Below are 18,196 nucleotides of genomic sequence, written 5' to 3' on the forward strand. Positions count from 1 at the left end.
TCCGTTGCCTCGAGAAAACAATTATGTACCGTGACCGTATTCGCTTGCCTTCATTGTTGGACAAGGTGATGAGCGCCGCCGACGCTGCCGCTCTGATTCAGGACGGCATGACCGTCGGCATGAGCGGCTTTACCCGAGCCGGCGAAGCCAAGGCCGTGCCTCATGCCCTGGCCGAGCGTGCCAAGGTCGCACCGCTGAAAATCACCTTGATGACCGGTGCCAGTCTGGGCAACGACCTCGACAAACAACTGACTGAAGCCGGCGTACTGTCGCGACGCATGCCGTTCCAGGTGGACAGCACTCTGCGCAAGGCGATCAATGCCGGCGAAGTCATGTTCATCGACCAGCACCTGTCGGAAACCGTAGAGCAACTGCGTAACCAACAACTCAAGCTACCGGACATCGCGGTGATCGAAGCCGTGGCAATCACCGAGCAGGGCCATATTGTGCCGACCACCTCGGTAGGCAATTCGGCCAGCTTCGCGATTTTCGCCAAGCACGTGATCGTCGAGATCAACCTGGCTCACAACCCGAATCTCGAAGGCCTGCACGACATCTATATCCCGACCTACCGGCCGACCCGCACCCCGATTCCGTTGGTGAAGGTCGACGACCGCATCGGCAGCACCGCCATCCCGATACCACCGGAAAAAATTGTCGCGATCGTGATTACGAACCAGTCCGACTCGCCGTCCACTGTCCTGCCGCCGGACAGCGACACTCAGGCCATCGCTGACCATCTGATCGATTTCTTCAAACAAGAAGTGGCTGCCGGACGCATGACCAACAAGCTCGGCCCGCTGCAAGCCGGTATCGGCACAATCGCCAATTCGGTGATGTGCGGCTTGATCGACTCGCCGTTCGAAGACCTGACCATGTACTCCGAAGTGCTGCAGGACTCGACTTTCGATCTGATCGACGCTGGCAAGTTGAGCTTTGCTTCGGGCAGTTCGATCACCCTGTCGAGTCGGCGCAATGCCGATGTGTTCGGGAATCTGGAGCGCTATAAAGACAAACTGGTGCTACGCCCCCAGGAAATCTCGAACCATCCCGAAGTGGTACGACGTCTGGGCATCATTGGCATCAACACGGCGCTGGAGTTCGACCTGTACGGCAACGTCAATTCCACCCACGTCTGCGGCACGCGGATGATGAATGGGATTGGCGGCTCCGGCGATTTCGCGCGCAATGCGCACCTGGCGATCTTTGTCACCAAGTCGATTGCCAAGGGCGGCGCGATTTCCAGCGTGGTTCCCATGGTCAGCCACGTCGACCACACAGAACATGACGTCGACATTCTCGTGACCGAGATAGGCCTGGCCGACCTCCGTGGCCTGGCACCGCGTGAACGCGCCCGGGTCATCATCGACAACTGCGTTCACCCGGACTATCGCCCAGCCTTGAATGACTACTTCACTGCCGCCTGCGCAGTCGGCGGGCATACTCCGCACATCCTGCGTGATGCCCTGAGTTGGCACATCAACCTGGAAGAAACCGGGCGCATGCTGGCGGTGTAGTTGATACAGATTGCCGCTGACGCAAACACAGTTTCGTCAGTTCGCGGCGATAACACTAAACACCGTCAAAAACTGTACTGCTGTACCGGTCTTTTCCTACGGTATTTGCCTACCTTTTACATAGAAAGGATCAAAAATGCATCGATTTGGTGCAGACAAGTACAGTTGCCTCAATTTCGACCGGTACACTGCCGTTTAACAGTTAACTGGTCTCTCACAATACAGGTGAACTGTATCTACAGAGACTGGCCAAACGAGAGGATCATTGGCATCAGTTAAACCACTACCTAATCCCGCCATAAGCGGAAGGATGTCAACCATGGAACGTACACTCAGTTCCGAACTGTTCTTCGAAGATACTGCTGCAAAAACCCAGGCTTCCATGCCTCTGCGCGTTATCGCCAACCTGATGCTGTGGCAGCGCCGCATCTCCAGCCGCCATCAACTGGCTCGCCTGGATTCGCGTCTGCTGGCTGACGCAGGGATTAGCGAAGCACAACGCTACGAAGAGCTGAGCAAGCCGTTCTGGCGCTAAGTTAGCGTCGCTGGCTCTGATCCTCCGGATCCACCGCCAGCACCCGAATTGAACAAACAAAACCCGTCGTGGGAAACCACGACGGGTTTTGTCGTTTTGAAGCTTTGATATTGGGCCGCACAGGAGAAAAATTGCGAACAGTACAGTTTCCATATTTATCTAATTGAACCAGTACAATTTCAATAGCATATGTCTGTAACGGCGCTAATATACTGACTTGGCAGACAAGGGCTGTTCTAACCGATCTGCACAGGCCTAATATCCCGATAGAACGTGGCGAGCGCTTTACGACAGGCGTCTGATCCTGAGCCACTTCTAAATCGGTCTATCCAAAGGAGCTACCCCATGTCCCGTCTTCGTCTGCTCAGCGCTGCCGCCCTGCTTGCCGTTGCTGCCAATTCCCACGCCACCAGCTTTATCGTGACCACCGATTCCATTGTCGGTGGATTGAAGGCGTCCTCTGACGCAACGTCGGATGTCTCGTCTTCCTTTCGCGACGACAAAATCGTCCGCGCAGCCCGTGACGATGCCTCTAGCTTCGTCGCCAGTGAAGGCGCCATTCGTGGTGTGAAACTGGAAAGTGCTCTCGACCATATCCGCCAACAGGCGCCACAACTGAATGCGACCGACGCACAGCTGGCACAGGCCATCCTGACGATCTAAGCGACAGCTCTGAAGCGGGGCACGCCCGTCGTGTCCCCATGTTTCGGCGCTGGCTCTAGCCTGGGCATTGCGCTAGCCTTGGGACTCGCTTTCAGCTATCGAGTCTCATGCGTTTTCTTTCAAGCCTTTCGATCACCGCAGTCTTTCTTGCTGCTTGCTGGTCGGGTTCGGCCCATGCCTTCGATGCTTTCAACTTGTCGACCCAAGGCACCGTGGCCAGTGGTTATGCCACCAGCATGGTGACCTCCGCGCCCTTCGACCATAAACTGCTGATCGCCGCCCGGGATGACGCTGCCGCGTTCATTGCCAGCGACGGTCAACTGCGAGGATCACAACTGGAGGCTGCGTTGATTTACCTGCGCCGGACCCAGCCAAAACTTCACGCCAGCGACCTTGAACTGGCGCAAGCAATTCTCGTCCAATAGTTATCCCTTGTTCCTCCGGAGTCGTTCCATGCGTATCCCGCTGATTGCTGCCACCCTTGGCCTGCTGTTGTTGGCCAATGTGGCCCAGGCGCAAACCCTGGTAGCCACCAGTAACATCATCATTCGTGCTTCCGAACGCACGCTTGATTTCACTTCCGACACCACCACGTCCATTCGCGATTCGAAGATCGTCCGTGAGGCCCACGATGATGCGGCCAGTTTCGTCGCCAGCGAGGGTGAAATCCGTGGTGCGCACCTGGAAGCGGCCTTCGACACCTTGCGCACCCGCGTACCGGAAGCCCGAGACGCCAGTGATCAGGTTCTCGCCGAAGCCATCCTCGCACTGTGAAGTCGCTAGGCGCCTGGCTGCTGGCCGGGGTTGTGTTGCTGCTTGGCAACACAGCTCAGGCCGGCCTGCAACTACGGCTCAAGACCGACGGTCTGAGCCCCGCGCAACAGCAGGCGAGTCAGGCGCTGCTCGATGAAGCCATGCAGGCGTTACCGCCGCGCTTCATCGCGCAACTGGACCGGCGCATTGACGTTGGCTGGACCGACGACATGCCGAGTGATGCTTACGGCCAGGCGTCACTGGTGTCCGAGCTCGACCTGAATCGCAATCTACTCGCCAGCCTCACTAACGGCAGCGCCGCGACCCAAAAAACGTATCGTCCCCACGGTACCGTGCGCCGGGAAATGCTCGCCACGGTATTGCACGAACTCACCCATATTTATGACCGTGCGCGTCTGTGGCCAGACGCCGAGCGCACGCTGATCCAGCGCTGCAAGCAACGTAACAACAGCTCCGGGCTGATCGGCATCCCCGACCAATGCCGTGGGCAGACGGAGCGACGCTGGACCCTCAGCGATGACCCTCGCCTGCTGGATTTGGCCGGCTGGCCGCAATACGTCGGTCGACGCGGCGAGCGCGAACAGCACAACCGGCAGATTGCGCGCAGCCCGGACATCTACGAGACGAGCAGCCCGAAAGAGTTCGTCGCGGTCAACATGGAGTACTTCCTTCTCGACCCAAGCTATGCCTGCCGTCGCCCTGCGCTGTATCGCTACTACAAAGAACATTTCGATTGGGCGCCCGCCGCAAAAGATACGTGCGCCCCATCATTCGCCTTCCTCAATGCGGGTAACGACTTCGCCAAGCAGCCCTTGGGCCAAGTCGATCCAGAGCGGGTTTACGCTGTCGACTATCTTCTGGCCGAAGCTAACCAGAACTGGGTCAGCCGCTGGGGCCACAGCATGCTGCGACTGGTGATCTGTGCACCGGGTCGGCCTCGTGGGCCGGATTGTCGACTGGATCTGGATCAGCATCTGGTGTTGTCCTACCGCGCCTTCGTCGGGGACGTACAGCTGTCGAGCTGGGATGGGCTGGTGGGCAAATACCCCTCGCGCCTGTTTGTCTTGCCGCTGGCCCAGGTGATCGACGAATACACCAAGACCGAACTGCGCAGCCTCGCATCCGTGCCGCTGAACCTGTCGCCCAGTGAGGTCGAAGACGTGGTGGAACACGCCGCGGAAATGCACTGGAGTTACGACGGCAACTATTTTTTCCTGTCCAACAACTGCGCGGTAGAGGGCCTGAAATTGCTGCGCAGCAGCACCAATAATGCGCAATTGGTCGGCCTCGACAGCATCATGCCCAACGGTTTGCTGGAAGTACTCAAGGGCCGCGGACTGGCGGATACCAGCGTGCTGGGCGATCCCCGCGAGGCGTTACGTCTGGGCTATCGTTTCGACTCCTTCCGCGATCGCTATCAAGCGATGTTCGATGTGCTGAAAAAACATCTGCCGATCAAGCAGGAAAAGGTCGAAGACTGGCTGTCCTTGAAAGCTGAAGAACGCCGCAAATGGATTGATCAGGCTGACTTACGCACCAGCGCGGCATTGCTGCTGCTGGAGCAGGCCAGTTTCCGTCAGCAGATGGTGCTGGCTCAGGACGAAGTGAAGCAACGTTATCTGGGCGCTCAGGAGTTGAAGAATGGCAGCATGGATAAGGCCAATGCGACCTTGCAGCAGATTCTCGCCAGCAGCGGTTTCCTTAGCCGTCCGGCCGAACTGCTCGGCAGCGGTGGCTATGGTTTGCCGCAACCGAACGAGTGGACGCGCCTTGAGTCGGAAAGCAGCCTGCGCCAGAAGCAGCTACAAGCGCTGACCGGGGATCTGGACAAAGAAGTCAGAGCACTGCTCGATCCGGATCGTGCCGCCGAAATGGCCGCCAACGAAGCCAATCTGAAGCAGGTTGGCGAACATTTACGCAAGCTGCACAAGGCTGCAGGTGGGTTGGAGTTGCCCTGAAAGCAAAAGATCGCAGCCTTCGGCAGCTCCTACAGAGGAATGCGATACCTCTGTAGGAGCTGCCGAAGGCTGCGATCTTTTTGTATCAAAAAGGGCTTCAGAACGTAGTCCTGAAGCCCTCGGTCTTGCTGTTCAGTCTGTGCTGCGAGGCTCTAATTCCTTTGCATCAGGAACTTTACCTTCAGCTGACCCGCGCTTTACGCACGCCGTCGGACAAGGCTGCGCACAAGCTGAGTACGCCCTCCACAGCCTGATCCGGTGTCGAGGCATTGGCGATGTGATCGATCAGCGCCGACCCCACTACCACACCGTCGGCCAGACGCGCGATGGACGCCGCTTGCTCCGGTGTGCGGATACCAAAACCGATGCTGATCGGCAGATCGGTATGGCGACGCAGACGGGTGACGGCTTCTTCGACATGTTCCAGAGTCGCCGCGCCCGCACCGGTCACACCCGCCACCGACACGTAGTAAACAAAGCCGGAGCTGCCGTTCAATACAGTCGGCAGGCGCACGTCATCAGTCGTCGGAGTGGTCAGGCGAATGAAGTCCAGGCCCGCTGCCTGGGCCGGGTCGCACAGCTCGGCGTTATGCTCGGGCGGCAAGTCGACCACGATCAGGCCATCGACACCCGCCTCTTTGGCTTCAGCGATGAAACGCGGCACGCCGTACATGTGAATCGGGTTGAAGTACCCCATCAGCACCAGCGGCGTGTCGCTATTGCCTTCGCGGAACTCGCGAACCATTTGCAGGGTTTTCGCCAGGTTCTGTTTGGCGCCCAAGGCACGAATGTTGGCCAGTTGAATCGCCGGGCCATCGGCCATCGGATCGGTGAAAGGCATGCCCAACTCGATCACGTCGGCACCCGCTCCCGGCAAGCCTTTGAGAATCGCCAGAGACGTGTCGTAGCTCGGGTCTCCGGCAGTCACGAAGGTCACCAGGGCGGCGCGGTTCTGTTCCTTGAGTTCGGCAAAACGCGTTTGCAGGCGGCTCATCAGTGTTTCTCCTGCTTGGATTGCTCTTGTTGAGACTGTTCCATGTGATGCATCACGGTCTGCATGTCTTTGTCGCCACGCCCGGACAGGTTGACCACCATCAGGTGATCTTTCGGCAGTGTCGGTGCGCGTTTGAACACTTCGGCCAGGGCATGGGCGCTTTCCAGTGCAGGAATAATCCCTTCCAGGCGACAGCATTTGTGGAACGCATCGAGGGCTTCGTCGTCGGTCACCGAGGTGTACTGGACGCGGCCGATGTCATGCAACCAGGCGTGTTCCGGGCCAATGCCTGGATAGTCGAGGCCGGCAGAGATCGAGTGAGCGTCGATAATCTGGCCGTCGTCGTCCTGCAACAGGAAAGTACGGTTGCCGTGCAGTACACCTGGTACGCCTCCGTTCAGGCTGGCCGCGTGCTTGCCGGTTTCGATACCGTAACCGGCGGCTTCGACGCCGATGATCTCGACGCTCTTGTCGTCGAGAAACGGATGGAACAGGCCCATGGCGTTGGAACCACCGCCGATGCATGCAACCAGACTGTCCGGCAGACGGCCTTCCTGGGCTTGCAACTGTTCGCGGGTTTCCTTGCCGATCACAGCCTGGAAGTCACGAACCATGGCGGGATACGGATGCGGGCCGGCCACGGTGCCGATCAGGTAGAAGGTGCTGTCGACGTTGGTCACCCAGTCACGCAAGGCTTCGTTCATCGCATCTTTGAGGGTGCCGGTGCCGGCCACCACCGGGATCACTTCAGCGCCCAGCAGCTTCATTCGAAACACGTTGGCTTGCTGACGCTCGATGTCGGTGGTGCCCATGTAGATCACGCAATCGAGGCCGAAACGCGCGGCCACGGTGGCGGTCGCCACGCCGTGCATGCCAGCGCCGGTTTCGGCGATGATGCGCTTCTTGCCCATGCGCCGCGCCAGCAGGATCTGGCCGATGCAGTTGTTGATCTTGTGCGCGCCGGTGTGGTTCAGCTCTTCGCGCTTGAGGTAAATCTTCGCGCCGCCGCAGAACTCTGTCAGACGCTCGGCGAAATACAGTGGGCTTGGACGTCCGACGTAATCACGCTGGAAGTAGGCCAATTCTTCCTTGAATGCCGGATCTTCCTTGGCCGCTTCGTATTCGCGGGCCAGATCGAGGATCAACGGCATCAGGGTTTCGGCGACGTAACGGCCACCGAACGCGCCGAACAGGCCGTTGGCGTCGGGGCCGTTGCGCAGATTTGTCTGGGTCATGGGTCGCTCCAGTGGTATTCGAGAGGTGACGATGGGCTTCACTCTACCCCTGACATCGCGCACTGAAAACCGATAAGATCGCCACAACCTGTCAGGAAAACTCACAGATATCATGAGCCACGACCTTCCTCCGCTGAACGCCCTTCGCGCCTTCGAAGCCACTGCCCGCCTGAACAGCGTCAGTCAGGCCGCCGAACAGTTGCACGTCACTCATGGTGCGGTCAGCCGACAACTCAAGGCGCTGGAAGAACACCTGGGCGTGAGCCTGTTCATCAAGGATGGACGCGGCCTGAAACTCACAGATGCGGGGGTTCGTTTGCGCGATGTCAGCGGCGAAGCTTTCGAGCGCTTGCGCAGCGTTTGCGCCGAATTGACCCAAAGCACCGCCGATGCGCCGTTCGTGCTCGGCTGCTCGGGCAGCCTGCTGGCGCGCTGGTTCATTCCGCGTTTGGGGCGACTCAATGCGGATCTGCCGGATCTGCGTTTGCACCTGTCGGCTGGCGAAGGCGATCTCGACCCTCGGCGGCCCGGCCTGGATGCTTTGCTGGTGTTTGCCGAGCCACCATGGCCGGCGGACATGCAAGTTTATGAACTGGCCAGCGAACGCATCGGTCCGGTCATGAGCCCACGATTCGTCGGTTACGAAAGATTGCAGAGCGCACCGGCAAGCGCCCTGCTGACCGAACCCTTGCTGCACACCACCTCACGTCCGCAAGCCTGGCCGAGTTGGGCGCAGCAAAGCGGCCTCGACGCCAAGGCGCTGAGGTATGGACAAGGCTTTGAGCATTTGTATTATTTGCTGGAGGCCGCAGTGGCCGGGCTGGGTGTGGCCATCGCGCCCGAGCCGCTAGTGGCCGAGGATTTGAAAGCCGGTCGCCTGGTTGCGCCATGGGGCTTCTGTGAAACCCCGGCGCAACTGGCGTTGTGGCTACCCAAGCGCGCCGCGGACGGGCGCGCTCGGCAATTGGCGCAGTGGCTTAAAAACGAACTGCGCCAGGCATCTTAATTACCGCGCTTGCACAGCAGATAGGCCGCCAAAAGACCCAGCGCACCGACGGCGACACCGGCTGTAGTCCAAGGGTGTTCCTGGGCGTAGTCACGTGTCGCGATCCCGGTTTCACGGGTTTTGACCTTGACCTCTTCATAGGCATCAGAGAGCAGATGACGCGAATGCTTCAGCGCGTTTTCAGCGTTGATTTTCAGTGTTTTAAGGGTTTTACGCGATTCGTCCGAGGCGTCGTCCTTCAGGCTTTCCAACGATTTCAGCAGACTCTCGATCTCGGCTTCCATGCTTTGCAATGAGGCTTTACGTAACGAGGTGTTGGCCATGGTGAATCTCCTGCATTGTTTGAGTTGCGTGTGTTGGTTGGGACTTCAGTGGGTCGAGAAAGTGCAGTAAATCTGCATTTCCCCTCGGATTGGTCGACAGAAGAAATAAGAAAAATCACTGCTAGGCTGTATTTCACACCCTTAGGAGAACGCCATGACTGACCATCACACCTACAAGAAAGTCGAACTGGTTGGCTCATCCACCACCAGCATTGAAGACGCCATCAACAATGCTCTGGCCGAAGCCAACAAAAGCCTCAAGTACATGGAATGGTTCGAAGTGACCGAAACCCGCGGGCACATTAAGGATGGCAAAGCGGCTCATTTCCAGGTGACGCTCAAGGTCGGTTTCCGGATTGCCAGTAGCTGAGCTTAAGCTAGCCTTCTGAACTTGCGCGCCGGCCGAATGCCATAGGGAATGGCAAAGCGCTAAGTGGAGAGTGCCTCCGGCCGATAGCTGGATGCGCTCCCCTATTGATCCGACCAGGGAGTGCAACCCATGAAGAAGTTTATTTTGGCGATAGGTTTGTTGAGCCTTGCGGGAACAGCCTTTGCCCAAGGCAAATCGTGCGATGAGCTGAAAGCCGAAATCTCAGCGAAGCTGGATGCCAAAGGTGTTTCCAATTACACACTGGAGATCGTCGATAAAGGCGCTGCTGCTGACGGAAAAGTCGTTGGCACCTGTGAAAAAGGCACCAGGCAAATCGTCTACAAGCAGGGCTGACAGCCTTCGAAAATAAAAAAACCGACGCAATGGCGTCGGTTTTTTTTTGTGGACGCTGTTCGTGGCTTCAGCCCTTCATGACCTGCGCCAGCAACTCATAGGAATGCAGGCGATCGGCATGTTCGTACAAGTCACAGGTAAAAATCAGCTCATCGGCCTGAGTCTGTTCGATCAGCACTTCCAGCTTGGCGCGAATTTTCTGCGGGCTGCCGACCATGGCAAGGCCAAGGAAATCACCGACCGCTTCTTTCTCATGGGGCAGCCACAGACCGTCCATGGTCTTCACTGGCGGGCGTTGCACCAGGCTTTGGCCACGCATCAACGCCAGAATCCGCTGGTAGACCGAAGTGGCCAGGTAATCGGCTTGCTCATCGGTGTCCGCGGCCACCAATGGCACGCCGAGCATCACGTAAGGCTTATCCAATACCGCTGAAGGCTTGAAGTGGTTGCGGTAGACGCGAATCGCTTCATGCATGAAGCGCGGTGCGAAATGTGAGGCGAAGGCGTAGGGCAAACCGCGCTCACCCGCCAACTGCGCACTGAACAGGCTCGAACCCAACAACCAGATCGGGACATTGGTGCCGGTACCCGGCATGGCGATTATTCGCTGGTCTGGCGTACGTGGGCCGAGGTAGCTCATCAGTTCGGTCACATCTTGCGGGAAGTCGTCGGCGCTGCCGGAGCGCTCACGGCGCAAGGCGCGGGCGGTCATTTGATCGGAGCCAGGCGCGCGTCCCAGGCCCAGATCGATCCGCCCCGGATACAGGCTTTCAAGGGTGCCGAACTGCTCGGCGATCACCAGTGGCGCGTGGTTGGGCAGCATCACGCCACCCGAACCGACTCGAATAGTCGACGTGCCGCCAGCCAGATAGCCGAGCAGAACAGAGGTCGCCGAACTGGCGATCCCGTCCATGTTGTGGTGCTCGGCAACCCAAAAGCGGTTGTAGCCGAATTTTTCCACGTGCTGCGCCAGGTCCAGGGAATTGTGCAGGGATTGGGCCGCACTGCCGTTTTCCCGCACGGGCACCAGATCGAGGGCCGAGAATTTGATATCGGATAGTCGTTTCATGAACCTGCTCCAATGGGGTAAGCAGGTTCTGTCACGAACGAAAACCTGCCGATCTATAAGCGTGTTCTATGCAATGAGGGCATATACCCGAGTTTCAATAGGAGGGACAAAATTCCTACGCAATAAGAAGACTGATCAGATGAGGTGAACTTTGCCTGACGGTCTATCCTCAGAACCCTGGTAACCGAAAACCACGAAGGCGCGACATTCGCGCCGGATCTTGAGGAGGCAGACATGGCTATCACGAAGAAAGCATCGGCTCATTGGGAAGGTGATCTGAAAACCGGTATCGGCTCGATTTCCACGGAAACCGGCGTTCTCAGAGACGCGCCCTACGGCTTCAAGGCCCGTTTCGAAGGCGGTAAAGGCACCAATCCGGAAGAGCTGATCGGCGCGGCTCACGCGGGCTGTTTCTCCATGGCGTTTTCAATGATTCTCGGCGAGGCCAACCTTAAGGCCGATAGCATCGACACCAATGCCGAAGTGACCCTGGACCAGGTAGATGGTGGTTTTGCAATCACAGCGGTAAAACTGATTCTCAAGGCGAAAATCCCCGGCGCGACCCAGGCGCAATTCGAGGAACTGAGCAACAAGGCCAAAGAAGGCTGCCCGGTGTCCAAAGTGTTGAATGCGAAAATCAGTCTGGATGCGACATTGGTCAGCTGATCATGGGTTGATACGTTAGCGGGTAAAAGATCGCAGCCTTCGCGGGCTCCCTTGCACAGGTTGCGGTCTTTTTTTGCCCTGAAACATAACCTGACAGACAAAATTGTGGTCGAATAAATGACAGCAGCTTCAGCGCATCACCATGCGCGCTGCCTTAAGGGAGCTTCAACCATGAAACGTTTTGCCTTGGCGGTTATCTGTTGCACGCTGGCCACATCGGCCCTCGCGGCACCGAAATCCTGTGAGGAACTCAAGGCCGAGATCGAAGCGAAGATCCAGGCCAATAACGTCTCGTCCTACACCCTGGAAATCGTCACAAACGACGAAGTCCACGATCAGAACATGGTCGTCGGCTCATGCGAAGGCGGCACCAAGAAAATCATCTATCAAAAAAATGATCGCTGATTAGTCTCACATGACGCAGTTGGCCAGCCGATCTTTGGCGACAATTTCCCGCTTGGCATTGTAGAGCCGGGCGCTGGGGGTGAACGCTATAGAACGCGCTTCCAACAAGTAACGTTGGCCGGCCTCGAAATGGTCGTAGTTGATGGTCAGGTAGCACAGCCGCTCCAGCGGAGCATTCATCAGGCCCGAGCCACCACCAAACACTTCAAAATCGAAACGCACTCTCAGCTCATGGCTACCCGGGGATACCTGGAAGTAACGCCCATCGCTCAGCCGCTGATTGTCCAGCCGGTCGGCCATCAGCAGTTTCCCGCCAGGGCTCGGCGTAGCGAAGTCGACCCAGGCCATCTGCGGATTGACCGCCGGTAACGGACTCGTGCAACCGACGAAGAAACCTGCCGCGAGCAACAGCAACAACCTGCGCATGATGAATATCCCAAGGACTGATTATTCAGCATAGCGTCGATCAGGTACGTTGGCAGCCTGCCGGTATGCCCTGCCCAATCACTTTTCGCTGTTGATCGTAGAGCTTCGCCCACGGCCGAAAGCCGATATTCCCTGCTTGCAGCTGATACCGCTGACCGGCATTGAAATCCTTGAATTTCACATTCAACTGGCAGTCGCGCCACAGTGGCTCGGCGTCAGGCCCAATGTTGGTTGGCTGGACTGCAAACAAGTAACGAACCGTCAGTTTATGGTTACCGGGCTGTACCTCGAAGTAGCGTTTGTCGATGGAAGCCTTGTCATCGACTTCTATCGCTTGCAGCGCGGTGTCTTCCTGCCGTGTATCCAGATCGATCCATGCCTGTGAAGGATCAGGAGTAGGCAATCCAGCACAACCGGCCAGCATCAGCAGGCCTCCCGTCAGCATCAACTTGCGCATAGCGGAGCTCCAATAGGCGGGATAGTCTTGCGGGCAGACTTTCCAGGGATGATTCATTTTGATCAGGCCGCGTCCAAGCCTTGGGTTACTTGATCGCGTTTTACGCATTTTGTTTCCGGGGTTATGTCTTTTGTTATTTAACGGCTGCGCCAGCATCAGCTATTACGGCCAACTGGCCAGTGGTCAATTGCAATTGCTGCGAGCCCGAGAGCCAGTTTCCAGTGTGATCGCCGATCCAGGCCGCGATCAGCAATTGCGCGCGCATCTGGCCGAATCACAAAAGGCCCGGACATTCGCCAGCCAGCACCTGCACTTGCCGGACAATCAGAGCTACCGCCTGTACGCCGACATTGGCCGACCGTTTGTAGTCTGGAACGTCTTTGCCACGCCGGAATTTTCGCTGAAGCCGCAGAACCATTGCTTCCCCATCGCTGGCTGCGTCGCCTATCGCGGTTATTACAGCCAGAGTGCTGCCCGCGGTGAGGCCGCGTTGCAACGTCTGCAAGGTATGGACGTGTCGATTGGCGGCGTCGAGGCCTATTCGACGCTCGGTTGGTTCAACGACCCGATTATGAGTTCGATGATGGGTTGGGGCGACGAACGGTTAGCCACGCTGATATTTCACGAACTCGCCCATCAACGTTTTTATGTGAAAGACGACACCGAGTTCAACGAGTCCTTCGCGACCTTCGTCGAGCAGGAGGGCACTCGCCAATGGCGCGCATTCCGGGGCCTGCCACCGGATAACCGAGCGTTGGTGAAGCAACGCGACCAGTTCATCCAATTGGTTTTGAACGCCCGCAAGCGACTGGAACAACTTTACGCCTTGCCGCTTCCTGCCCAGCAAATGCGCGAGCGAAAAGCAGCAGAGTTCGAACAATTGCGCCGTGATTACCGGACGCTACGTGACAGCCAATGGGCGGGGAACAAACGCTACGATGCCTGGATTAACACCCCGATGAACAATGCCCGGCTGTTGCCGTTTGGTTTGTACGACCAATGGGTGCCGGCATTTGCCGCCTTGTTCAAACAGGTCGATGGAGATTGGCTGAGGTTTTATGCGGCGGTGGAGAAATTGGGTGCGTTACCGCTTGGGGAGCGTAAAGCGGCGTTAAAAGTGTTGGCGGGATCAGCGAGTCCCGGTGGCTGAGCGGGCCTCTTCGCGGGCAAGCCTCGCTCCTACATTAGATCGGTAGATGCCAAAGCCCTTTTGGGCCAAATACAAATCCCCTGTGGGAGCGTAATGCTTTGGATCGTGCATACCTTTGTGGCGAGCGAGCTTGCTCGCGCTGGGCTGCGTAGCGGCCCCAAAAATCTGACAATCATTGCCGATTTTTGTGAGTGCTACGCACTCAAGCGGGAGCAAGCTCCCTCGCCACAGGTTTCTCTGATTCAAGATTCTCTTAAGTGAACGGTATTACCTGTACAAGCGGGCTTGCCCGCGAAGGCAATTCAACTAACGCTGCAAAAACGCCTGATGCATTTCCTCTAGCGTTTCGAAGTGATACGCCGGTGCTTCTGCGCTCAATTCATCCCGACTGCCAAAACCATAACCCACCGCCGCTGCGTCCAGTCCATTGCTGCGAGCGCCGATCAGATCGTGTTTACGGTCGCCAATCATCAAGGTATCGGCCGGGTCCAGGCCTTCTTCGCTCATCAAATGCGCAATCAGCTCGACCTTGTTGGTTCGCGTGCCATCCAGCTCGCTGCCGTAAATCACTTTGAAATGCCTGGCGAAGTCGAAATGCCGGGCGATTTCCCGGGCGAAAACCCATGGCTTGGACGTTGCGATGTACAGCTGCCGCCCTTGCCCAGCCAGGGTTTCCAGCAGTGGCGTGACGCCATCGAATACACGGTTTTCATACAGACCGGTGACTTTGAAACGCTCACGATAGAAGCTCACCGCTTCCCAGGCCTTGGGCTCGTCGAAGTCGTAGAACTGCATGAACGCCTGCAACAATGGCGGACCTATGAAATGTTCAAGCCTGGTCAGATCCGGTTCATCGATCCCCAGTTTGCTCAGGGCGAACTGGATGGAACGGGTGATGCCTTCACGTGGGTCGGTCAGCGTGCCATCGAGGTCGAACAGTACGGTTTGGTAATGCATGAAAATTCCTGGGCAATAGGGAGGCACTTTCCTTTATCGAGCGGCTTAGAGTTGGTCGTAACCTTCGGCCAGATGCAGATCCTTGAGCTTCACGTAGTTCGCCGCGCTGTAGGTGAAAAAGGCTTTTTCCTTGTCAGTCAGCGGCCGGATCTGTTTCACCGGGCTGCCAACGTAGAGGAAACCGCTTTCCAGGCGCTTGCCCGGCGGCACCAGGCTGCCAGCGCCGATGATCACATCGTTCTCGACCACCGCACCGTCCATGACGATGCTGCCCATGCCGATCAGAATCCGGTTGCCCACGGCGCAACCATGAAGCATGACTTTATGCGCGATGGTCACATCGTCACCGATCAGCAGCGGGAAGCCATCGGGGTTGAATGGCCCGGCATGGGTAATGTGCAAGACGCAACCGTCCTGCACGCTGGTGCGCGCACCGATCCGGATGCGATGCATGTCGCCGCGGATCACCGTCAGCGGCCAGACGGAGCTGTCTTCGCCGATTTCGACGTCGCCGATCACCACCGCCGAGCCGTCGACAAAGGCGCCTTTGCCCAGTAGTGGGGTGTGGTTCTGATACTTGCGAAGGGTCACGATAGGCTCTCTCTCTTTTGCTGATAGCTGCGGTGAGCGTCGATTGTAATTAAGATGGGGCCATGTTTCTTCCCGCATGTTTTCCAGCCAAGGTGCCAACCGTGAGCGTGAACAACCCTCTTCTGCAGTCCTACGACCTGCCGCCGTTTTCGGCGATCCGTGCCGAACACGTGCAACCGGCCATTGAAAAGATCCTGGCTGACAACCGCGCCGCCATCGTCGACATCCTCAAGACTCAGGGTAATCAACCGACCTGGGCCGGCCTGGTGCTGGCGATGGATGAGCTCAACGATCGTCTGGGCGCCGCCTGGAGCCCGGTCAGCCACCTCAATGCCGTGTGTAACAGCGCCGAGTTGCGCGAAGCCTATGAGTCTTGCCTGCCGGCCCTGAGCGCCTACGCCACCGAGCTGGGCCAGAACCGTGAACTGTTTCAAGCCTATGAAGCGCTGGCCAACAGCCCTGAAGCCGCCAGTTTCGATGTGGCGCAGAAAACCATCCTGGAACACGCTTTGCGCGACTTCCGCCTGTCGGGTATCGACCTGCCTGAAGCCGAACAAAAGCGTTATGCCGACGTGCAGAGCAAACTGTCGGAGCTGGGCAGCCGCTTCTCCAACCAGTTGCTCGACGCTACCCAGGCCTGGACCAAGCACGTCACCGACGAAGCCGCCCTTGCCGGTCTGACCGAGTCGGCCAAGGCGCAAATGGCCGCCGCCGCGCAAGCCAAGGACCTGGACGGCTGGCTGATCACCCTGGAATTCCCGAGTTACTACGCGGTAATGACCTACGCTCAGGACCGCGCCCTGCGTGAAGAAGTCTACGCCGCCTACTGCACCCGTGCGTCGGACCAAGGCCCGAACGCCGGTCAGAATGACAACGGCCCGGTCATGGAAGAAATTCTCGACCTGCGTCAGGAACTGGCAAAACTGTTGGGCTTCGCCAGCTTCTCAGAACTGAGCCTGGCCACCAAAATGGCCGAGTCCAACGATCAGGTGCTGAGTTTTCTGCGCGACCTGGCCAAACGCAGTAAGCCGTTCGCCGTCCGGGACCTGGAGCAGCTCAAGGCCTACGCCACCGAACAAGGTTGCCCGGACCTGCAAAGCTGGGACAGCGGTTTCTACGGTGAAAAACTTCGCGAACAGCGCTATAGCGTCGCCCAGGAAACCCTTCGCGCGTATTTCCCGATCGACAAGGTACTGGGTGGTTTGTTCAGCATCGTCCAGCGCCTGTACGGCATCGAGATCGCCGAGCTGAAAGGCTTCGACACTTGGCACCCGGACGTCCGCCTGTTCGAAATCAAGGAAAACGGCCAGCATGTCGGCCGATTCTTCTTTGACCTGTATGCCCGCGCCAACAAGCGCGGCGGGGCCTGGATGGACGGCGCCCGCGATCATCGCCGCACAATCAACGGCGTGCTGCAAAGCCCGGTGGCGAACCTGGTGTGCAATTTCACCCCGGCCGACAGCGGCAAACCGGCCCTGCTGACTCACGATGAAGTGACGACGCTGTTCCACGAATTCGGTCATGGTCTGCATCACCTGCTGACCCGCGTCGAGCATGCAGGCGTGTCTGGCATCAACGGCGTGGCCTGGGATGCGGTCGAACTGCCAAGCCAGTTCATGGAAAACTGGTGCTGGGAGCCGGAAGGTCTGGCGCTGATTTCCGGTCATTACGAAACCGGCGAGCCGTTGCCTCAGGATCTGCTGGAGAAAATGCTCGCGGCGAAGAACTTCCAGTCCGGCCTGATGATGGTCCGCCAGCTGGAGTTCTCGCTGTTCGACTTCGAACTGCACGCCACCCACGGCGACGGCCGCAGCGTTCTGCAAGTGCTCGAAAGCGTGCGCAACGAAGTCTCGGTCATGCGCCCGCCGGCCTACAACCGCTTCCCCAACAGCTTCGCCCACATCTTTGCCGGTGGTTACGCGGCGGGGTACTACAGCTATAAGTGGGCTGAAGTATTGTCGGCCGATGCTTTCTCGAAATTCGAAGAAGAGGGTGTGCTCAATGCCGAGACCGGTCGCGCCTTCCGTGAAGCGATCCTGGCGCGAGGCGGCTCTCAGGAACCAATGGTGCTGTTCGTCGACTTCCGTGGCCGTGCGCCATCGATTGACGCACTCTTGCGCCATAGCGGCCTGAGTGAGGACGCGGCAGCATGAGTGAGGAATCTGTGATCACCAAAAAACGCTTTATCGCCGGCGCGGTCTGCCCGGCCTGTAGCGAGCCGGACAAGTTGATGATGTGGAGCGAAGACACAGTTCCGCATCGCGAGTGTGTAGCTTGCGGTTATTCCGACACGCTGAATGAACAAGGGCTGTCAGTGCCCAAGGAGTTGGGCACGCGGGTTAATACTTCGGCATTGAAAGTGCCAGATGCAAAGGTTCAGGCTGTGCAGTTCTTCCCGAACCCGAAGTTGAAGAAAAAGCCTGACGAGCAGCATTAAACAGCAAAAAACCTTCCATTGCGCTCTGCAGTGGAAGGCTTTGCTAATGTAGATGCGCTGACTGAAGCCAGTCCGTCATCGAACATGCCTGACCATGGATCATACTCGAGTCTGTATTTGTCGACGACATCGACACTTATATACAAAATCATAGAAATCATATTGTCATCAAGATCGTCAGTAGCGCCCTCTCAACAGCTTTATAATGAATTAATTATTTACAGTGTTTCTGCTCGCTGCAGGAATACCCGATACGCGCCCTTGTGTCCACATAACAACGTCCCTTTATCAGCCTGCTGCGTTTGGGGC

The 18,196-nt window shown here is 57.7% G+C and carries 22 protein-coding genes; 14 read left to right on the forward strand and 8 right to left on the reverse strand.

The window, feature by feature from the left end; genetic code table 11:
* The first annotated feature begins 23 nt into the window (after positions 1-23).
* The 6 genes from ABH909_RS02980 (at position 24) to ABH909_RS03005 (ending at position 5,447) form a co-directional block, all read left to right on the forward strand.
* Positions 24-1,517, forward strand: coding sequence for an acetyl-CoA hydrolase/transferase family protein (locus tag ABH909_RS02980; protein ID WP_429430387.1), 1,494 nt, complete (start codon positions 24-26; stop codon positions 1,515-1,517).
* A 319-nt stretch (positions 1,518-1,836) separates the two neighbouring features.
* A complete protein-coding gene (locus ABH909_RS02985; protein WP_007902752.1) occupies positions 1,837-2,052 on the forward strand; it encodes a DUF1127 domain-containing protein in 216 nt (71 codons plus the stop codon).
* A 345-nt stretch (positions 2,053-2,397) separates the two neighbouring features.
* Entirely contained in the window at positions 2,398-2,715 is a 318-nt protein-coding gene (locus ABH909_RS02990; protein ID WP_429430388.1) for a DUF2388 domain-containing protein, read from the forward strand.
* 107 nt (positions 2,716-2,822) lie between these two features.
* Positions 2,823-3,140, forward strand: coding sequence for a DUF2388 domain-containing protein (locus ABH909_RS02995; RefSeq protein ID WP_429430390.1), 318 nt, complete (start codon positions 2,823-2,825; stop codon positions 3,138-3,140).
* A 28-nt stretch (positions 3,141-3,168) separates the two neighbouring features.
* Positions 3,169-3,489, forward strand: coding sequence for a DUF2388 domain-containing protein (locus ABH909_RS03000; protein ID WP_429430392.1), 321 nt, complete (start codon positions 3,169-3,171; stop codon positions 3,487-3,489).
* On the forward strand, positions 3,486-5,447 hold the full coding sequence (locus ABH909_RS03005) for a DUF4105 domain-containing protein (RefSeq protein WP_429430394.1): 1,962 nt from the start codon (positions 3,486-3,488) through the stop codon (positions 5,445-5,447). Before ABH909_RS03000 ends, ABH909_RS03005 begins: the two co-directional genes overlap by 4 nt.
* A 181-nt stretch (positions 5,448-5,628) precedes the next feature.
* Here the strand turns inward: ABH909_RS03005 and trpA are convergent, their stop codons facing one another.
* Together trpA and trpB are read right to left on the reverse strand one after the other, a co-directional pair.
* Positions 5,629-6,441 (reverse strand): tryptophan synthase subunit alpha, encoded by an 813-nt coding sequence (trpA, locus tag ABH909_RS03010; RefSeq protein WP_429430395.1) that lies wholly within the window; start codon positions 6,439-6,441, stop codon positions 5,629-5,631.
* Complete coding sequence (gene trpB, locus ABH909_RS03015; RefSeq protein WP_095632677.1) at positions 6,441-7,676, reverse strand: tryptophan synthase subunit beta; 1,236 nt, start codon at positions 7,674-7,676, stop codon at positions 6,441-6,443. Before trpB ends, trpA begins: the two co-directional genes overlap by 1 nt.
* Before the next feature lie 112 nt (positions 7,677-7,788).
* Between trpB and ABH909_RS03020 the strand changes: the two genes are divergently transcribed.
* Positions 7,789-8,682 (forward strand): LysR family transcriptional regulator, encoded by an 894-nt coding sequence (locus ABH909_RS03020; protein WP_429430398.1) that lies wholly within the window; start codon positions 7,789-7,791, stop codon positions 8,680-8,682.
* Here ABH909_RS03020 and ABH909_RS03025 read toward each other — a convergent pair.
* Positions 8,679-9,005, reverse strand: a complete 327-nt coding sequence (locus ABH909_RS03025) for a DUF883 family protein (RefSeq protein WP_007902771.1) — start codon at positions 9,003-9,005, stop codon at positions 8,679-8,681. The two genes, ABH909_RS03020 and ABH909_RS03025, sit on opposite strands and share 4 nt — an antisense overlap.
* Positions 9,006-9,159: 154 nt before the next feature.
* Between ABH909_RS03025 and ABH909_RS03030 the strand changes: the two genes are divergently transcribed.
* Positions 9,160-9,375, forward strand: a complete 216-nt coding sequence (locus tag ABH909_RS03030; protein ID WP_007902773.1) for a dodecin — start codon at positions 9,160-9,162, stop codon at positions 9,373-9,375.
* A 129-nt stretch (positions 9,376-9,504) separates the two neighbouring features.
* Positions 9,505-9,729, forward strand: a complete 225-nt coding sequence (locus ABH909_RS03035; RefSeq protein WP_429430400.1) for a DUF1161 domain-containing protein — start codon at positions 9,505-9,507, stop codon at positions 9,727-9,729.
* A gap of 67 nt (positions 9,730-9,796) precedes the next feature.
* Here ABH909_RS03035 and ABH909_RS03040 read toward each other — a convergent pair whose 3' ends face one another.
* Entirely contained in the window at positions 9,797-10,798 is a 1,002-nt protein-coding gene (locus tag ABH909_RS03040; protein WP_429430402.1) for an LLM class flavin-dependent oxidoreductase, read from the reverse strand.
* Positions 10,799-11,032: 234 nt separating this feature from the next.
* On the opposite strand from ABH909_RS03040, the gene ABH909_RS03045 reads away from it, so the two are divergent.
* On the forward strand, positions 11,033-11,464 hold the full coding sequence (locus ABH909_RS03045) for an OsmC family protein (RefSeq protein WP_007902777.1): 432 nt from the start codon (positions 11,033-11,035) through the stop codon (positions 11,462-11,464).
* A 171-nt stretch (positions 11,465-11,635) separates the two neighbouring features.
* On the forward strand, positions 11,636-11,869 hold the full coding sequence (locus tag ABH909_RS03050) for a DUF1161 domain-containing protein (protein ID WP_048397315.1): 234 nt from the start codon (positions 11,636-11,638) through the stop codon (positions 11,867-11,869).
* A 6-nt stretch (positions 11,870-11,875) separates the two neighbouring features.
* Here the strand turns inward: ABH909_RS03050 and ABH909_RS03055 are convergent, their stop codons facing one another.
* A complete protein-coding gene (locus ABH909_RS03055) occupies positions 11,876-12,295 on the reverse strand; it encodes a hypothetical protein (RefSeq protein WP_429430404.1) in 420 nt (139 codons plus the stop codon).
* Between the two features lie 40 nt (positions 12,296-12,335).
* Positions 12,336-12,752, reverse strand: a complete 417-nt coding sequence (locus ABH909_RS03060) for a hypothetical protein (protein WP_429430406.1) — start codon at positions 12,750-12,752, stop codon at positions 12,336-12,338.
* Positions 12,753-12,810: 58 nt separating this feature from the next.
* Between ABH909_RS03060 and ABH909_RS03065 the strand changes: the two genes are divergently transcribed.
* The gene (locus ABH909_RS03065) at positions 12,811-13,902 is read left to right on the forward strand and encodes an aminopeptidase (protein ID WP_429430408.1); all 1,092 of its coding nucleotides are present in this window, start codon (positions 12,811-12,813) and stop codon (positions 13,900-13,902) included.
* A gap of 306 nt (positions 13,903-14,208) precedes the next feature.
* Here the strand turns inward: ABH909_RS03065 and ABH909_RS03070 are convergent, their stop codons facing one another.
* Both ABH909_RS03070 and ABH909_RS03075 read right to left on the reverse strand, forming a co-directional pair.
* Positions 14,209-14,859, reverse strand: a complete 651-nt coding sequence (locus tag ABH909_RS03070; RefSeq protein ID WP_429430409.1) for an HAD family hydrolase — start codon at positions 14,857-14,859, stop codon at positions 14,209-14,211.
* A 45-nt stretch (positions 14,860-14,904) separates the two neighbouring features.
* The gene (locus ABH909_RS03075) at positions 14,905-15,450 is read right to left on the reverse strand and encodes a gamma carbonic anhydrase family protein (protein WP_429430411.1); all 546 of its coding nucleotides are present in this window, start codon (positions 15,448-15,450) and stop codon (positions 14,905-14,907) included.
* 62 nt (positions 15,451-15,512) lie between these two features.
* Between ABH909_RS03075 and prlC the strand changes: the two genes are divergently transcribed.
* Both prlC and ABH909_RS03085 read left to right on the forward strand, forming a co-directional pair.
* Complete coding sequence (prlC, locus tag ABH909_RS03080) at positions 15,513-17,603, forward strand: oligopeptidase A (protein WP_429430413.1); 2,091 nt, start codon at positions 15,513-15,515, stop codon at positions 17,601-17,603.
* Complete coding sequence (locus ABH909_RS03085) at positions 17,600-17,887, forward strand: YheV family putative zinc ribbon protein (protein WP_429430415.1); 288 nt, start codon at positions 17,600-17,602, stop codon at positions 17,885-17,887. Before prlC ends, ABH909_RS03085 begins: the two co-directional genes overlap by 4 nt.
* Positions 17,888-18,196 lie beyond the last annotated feature (309 nt).

It is taken from the genome of Pseudomonas sp. BS3782 TE3695 (genome assembly GCF_050435305.1).
In the GTDB taxonomy this organism is placed as follows: Bacteria; Pseudomonadota; Gammaproteobacteria; order Pseudomonadales; family Pseudomonadaceae; genus Aquipseudomonas.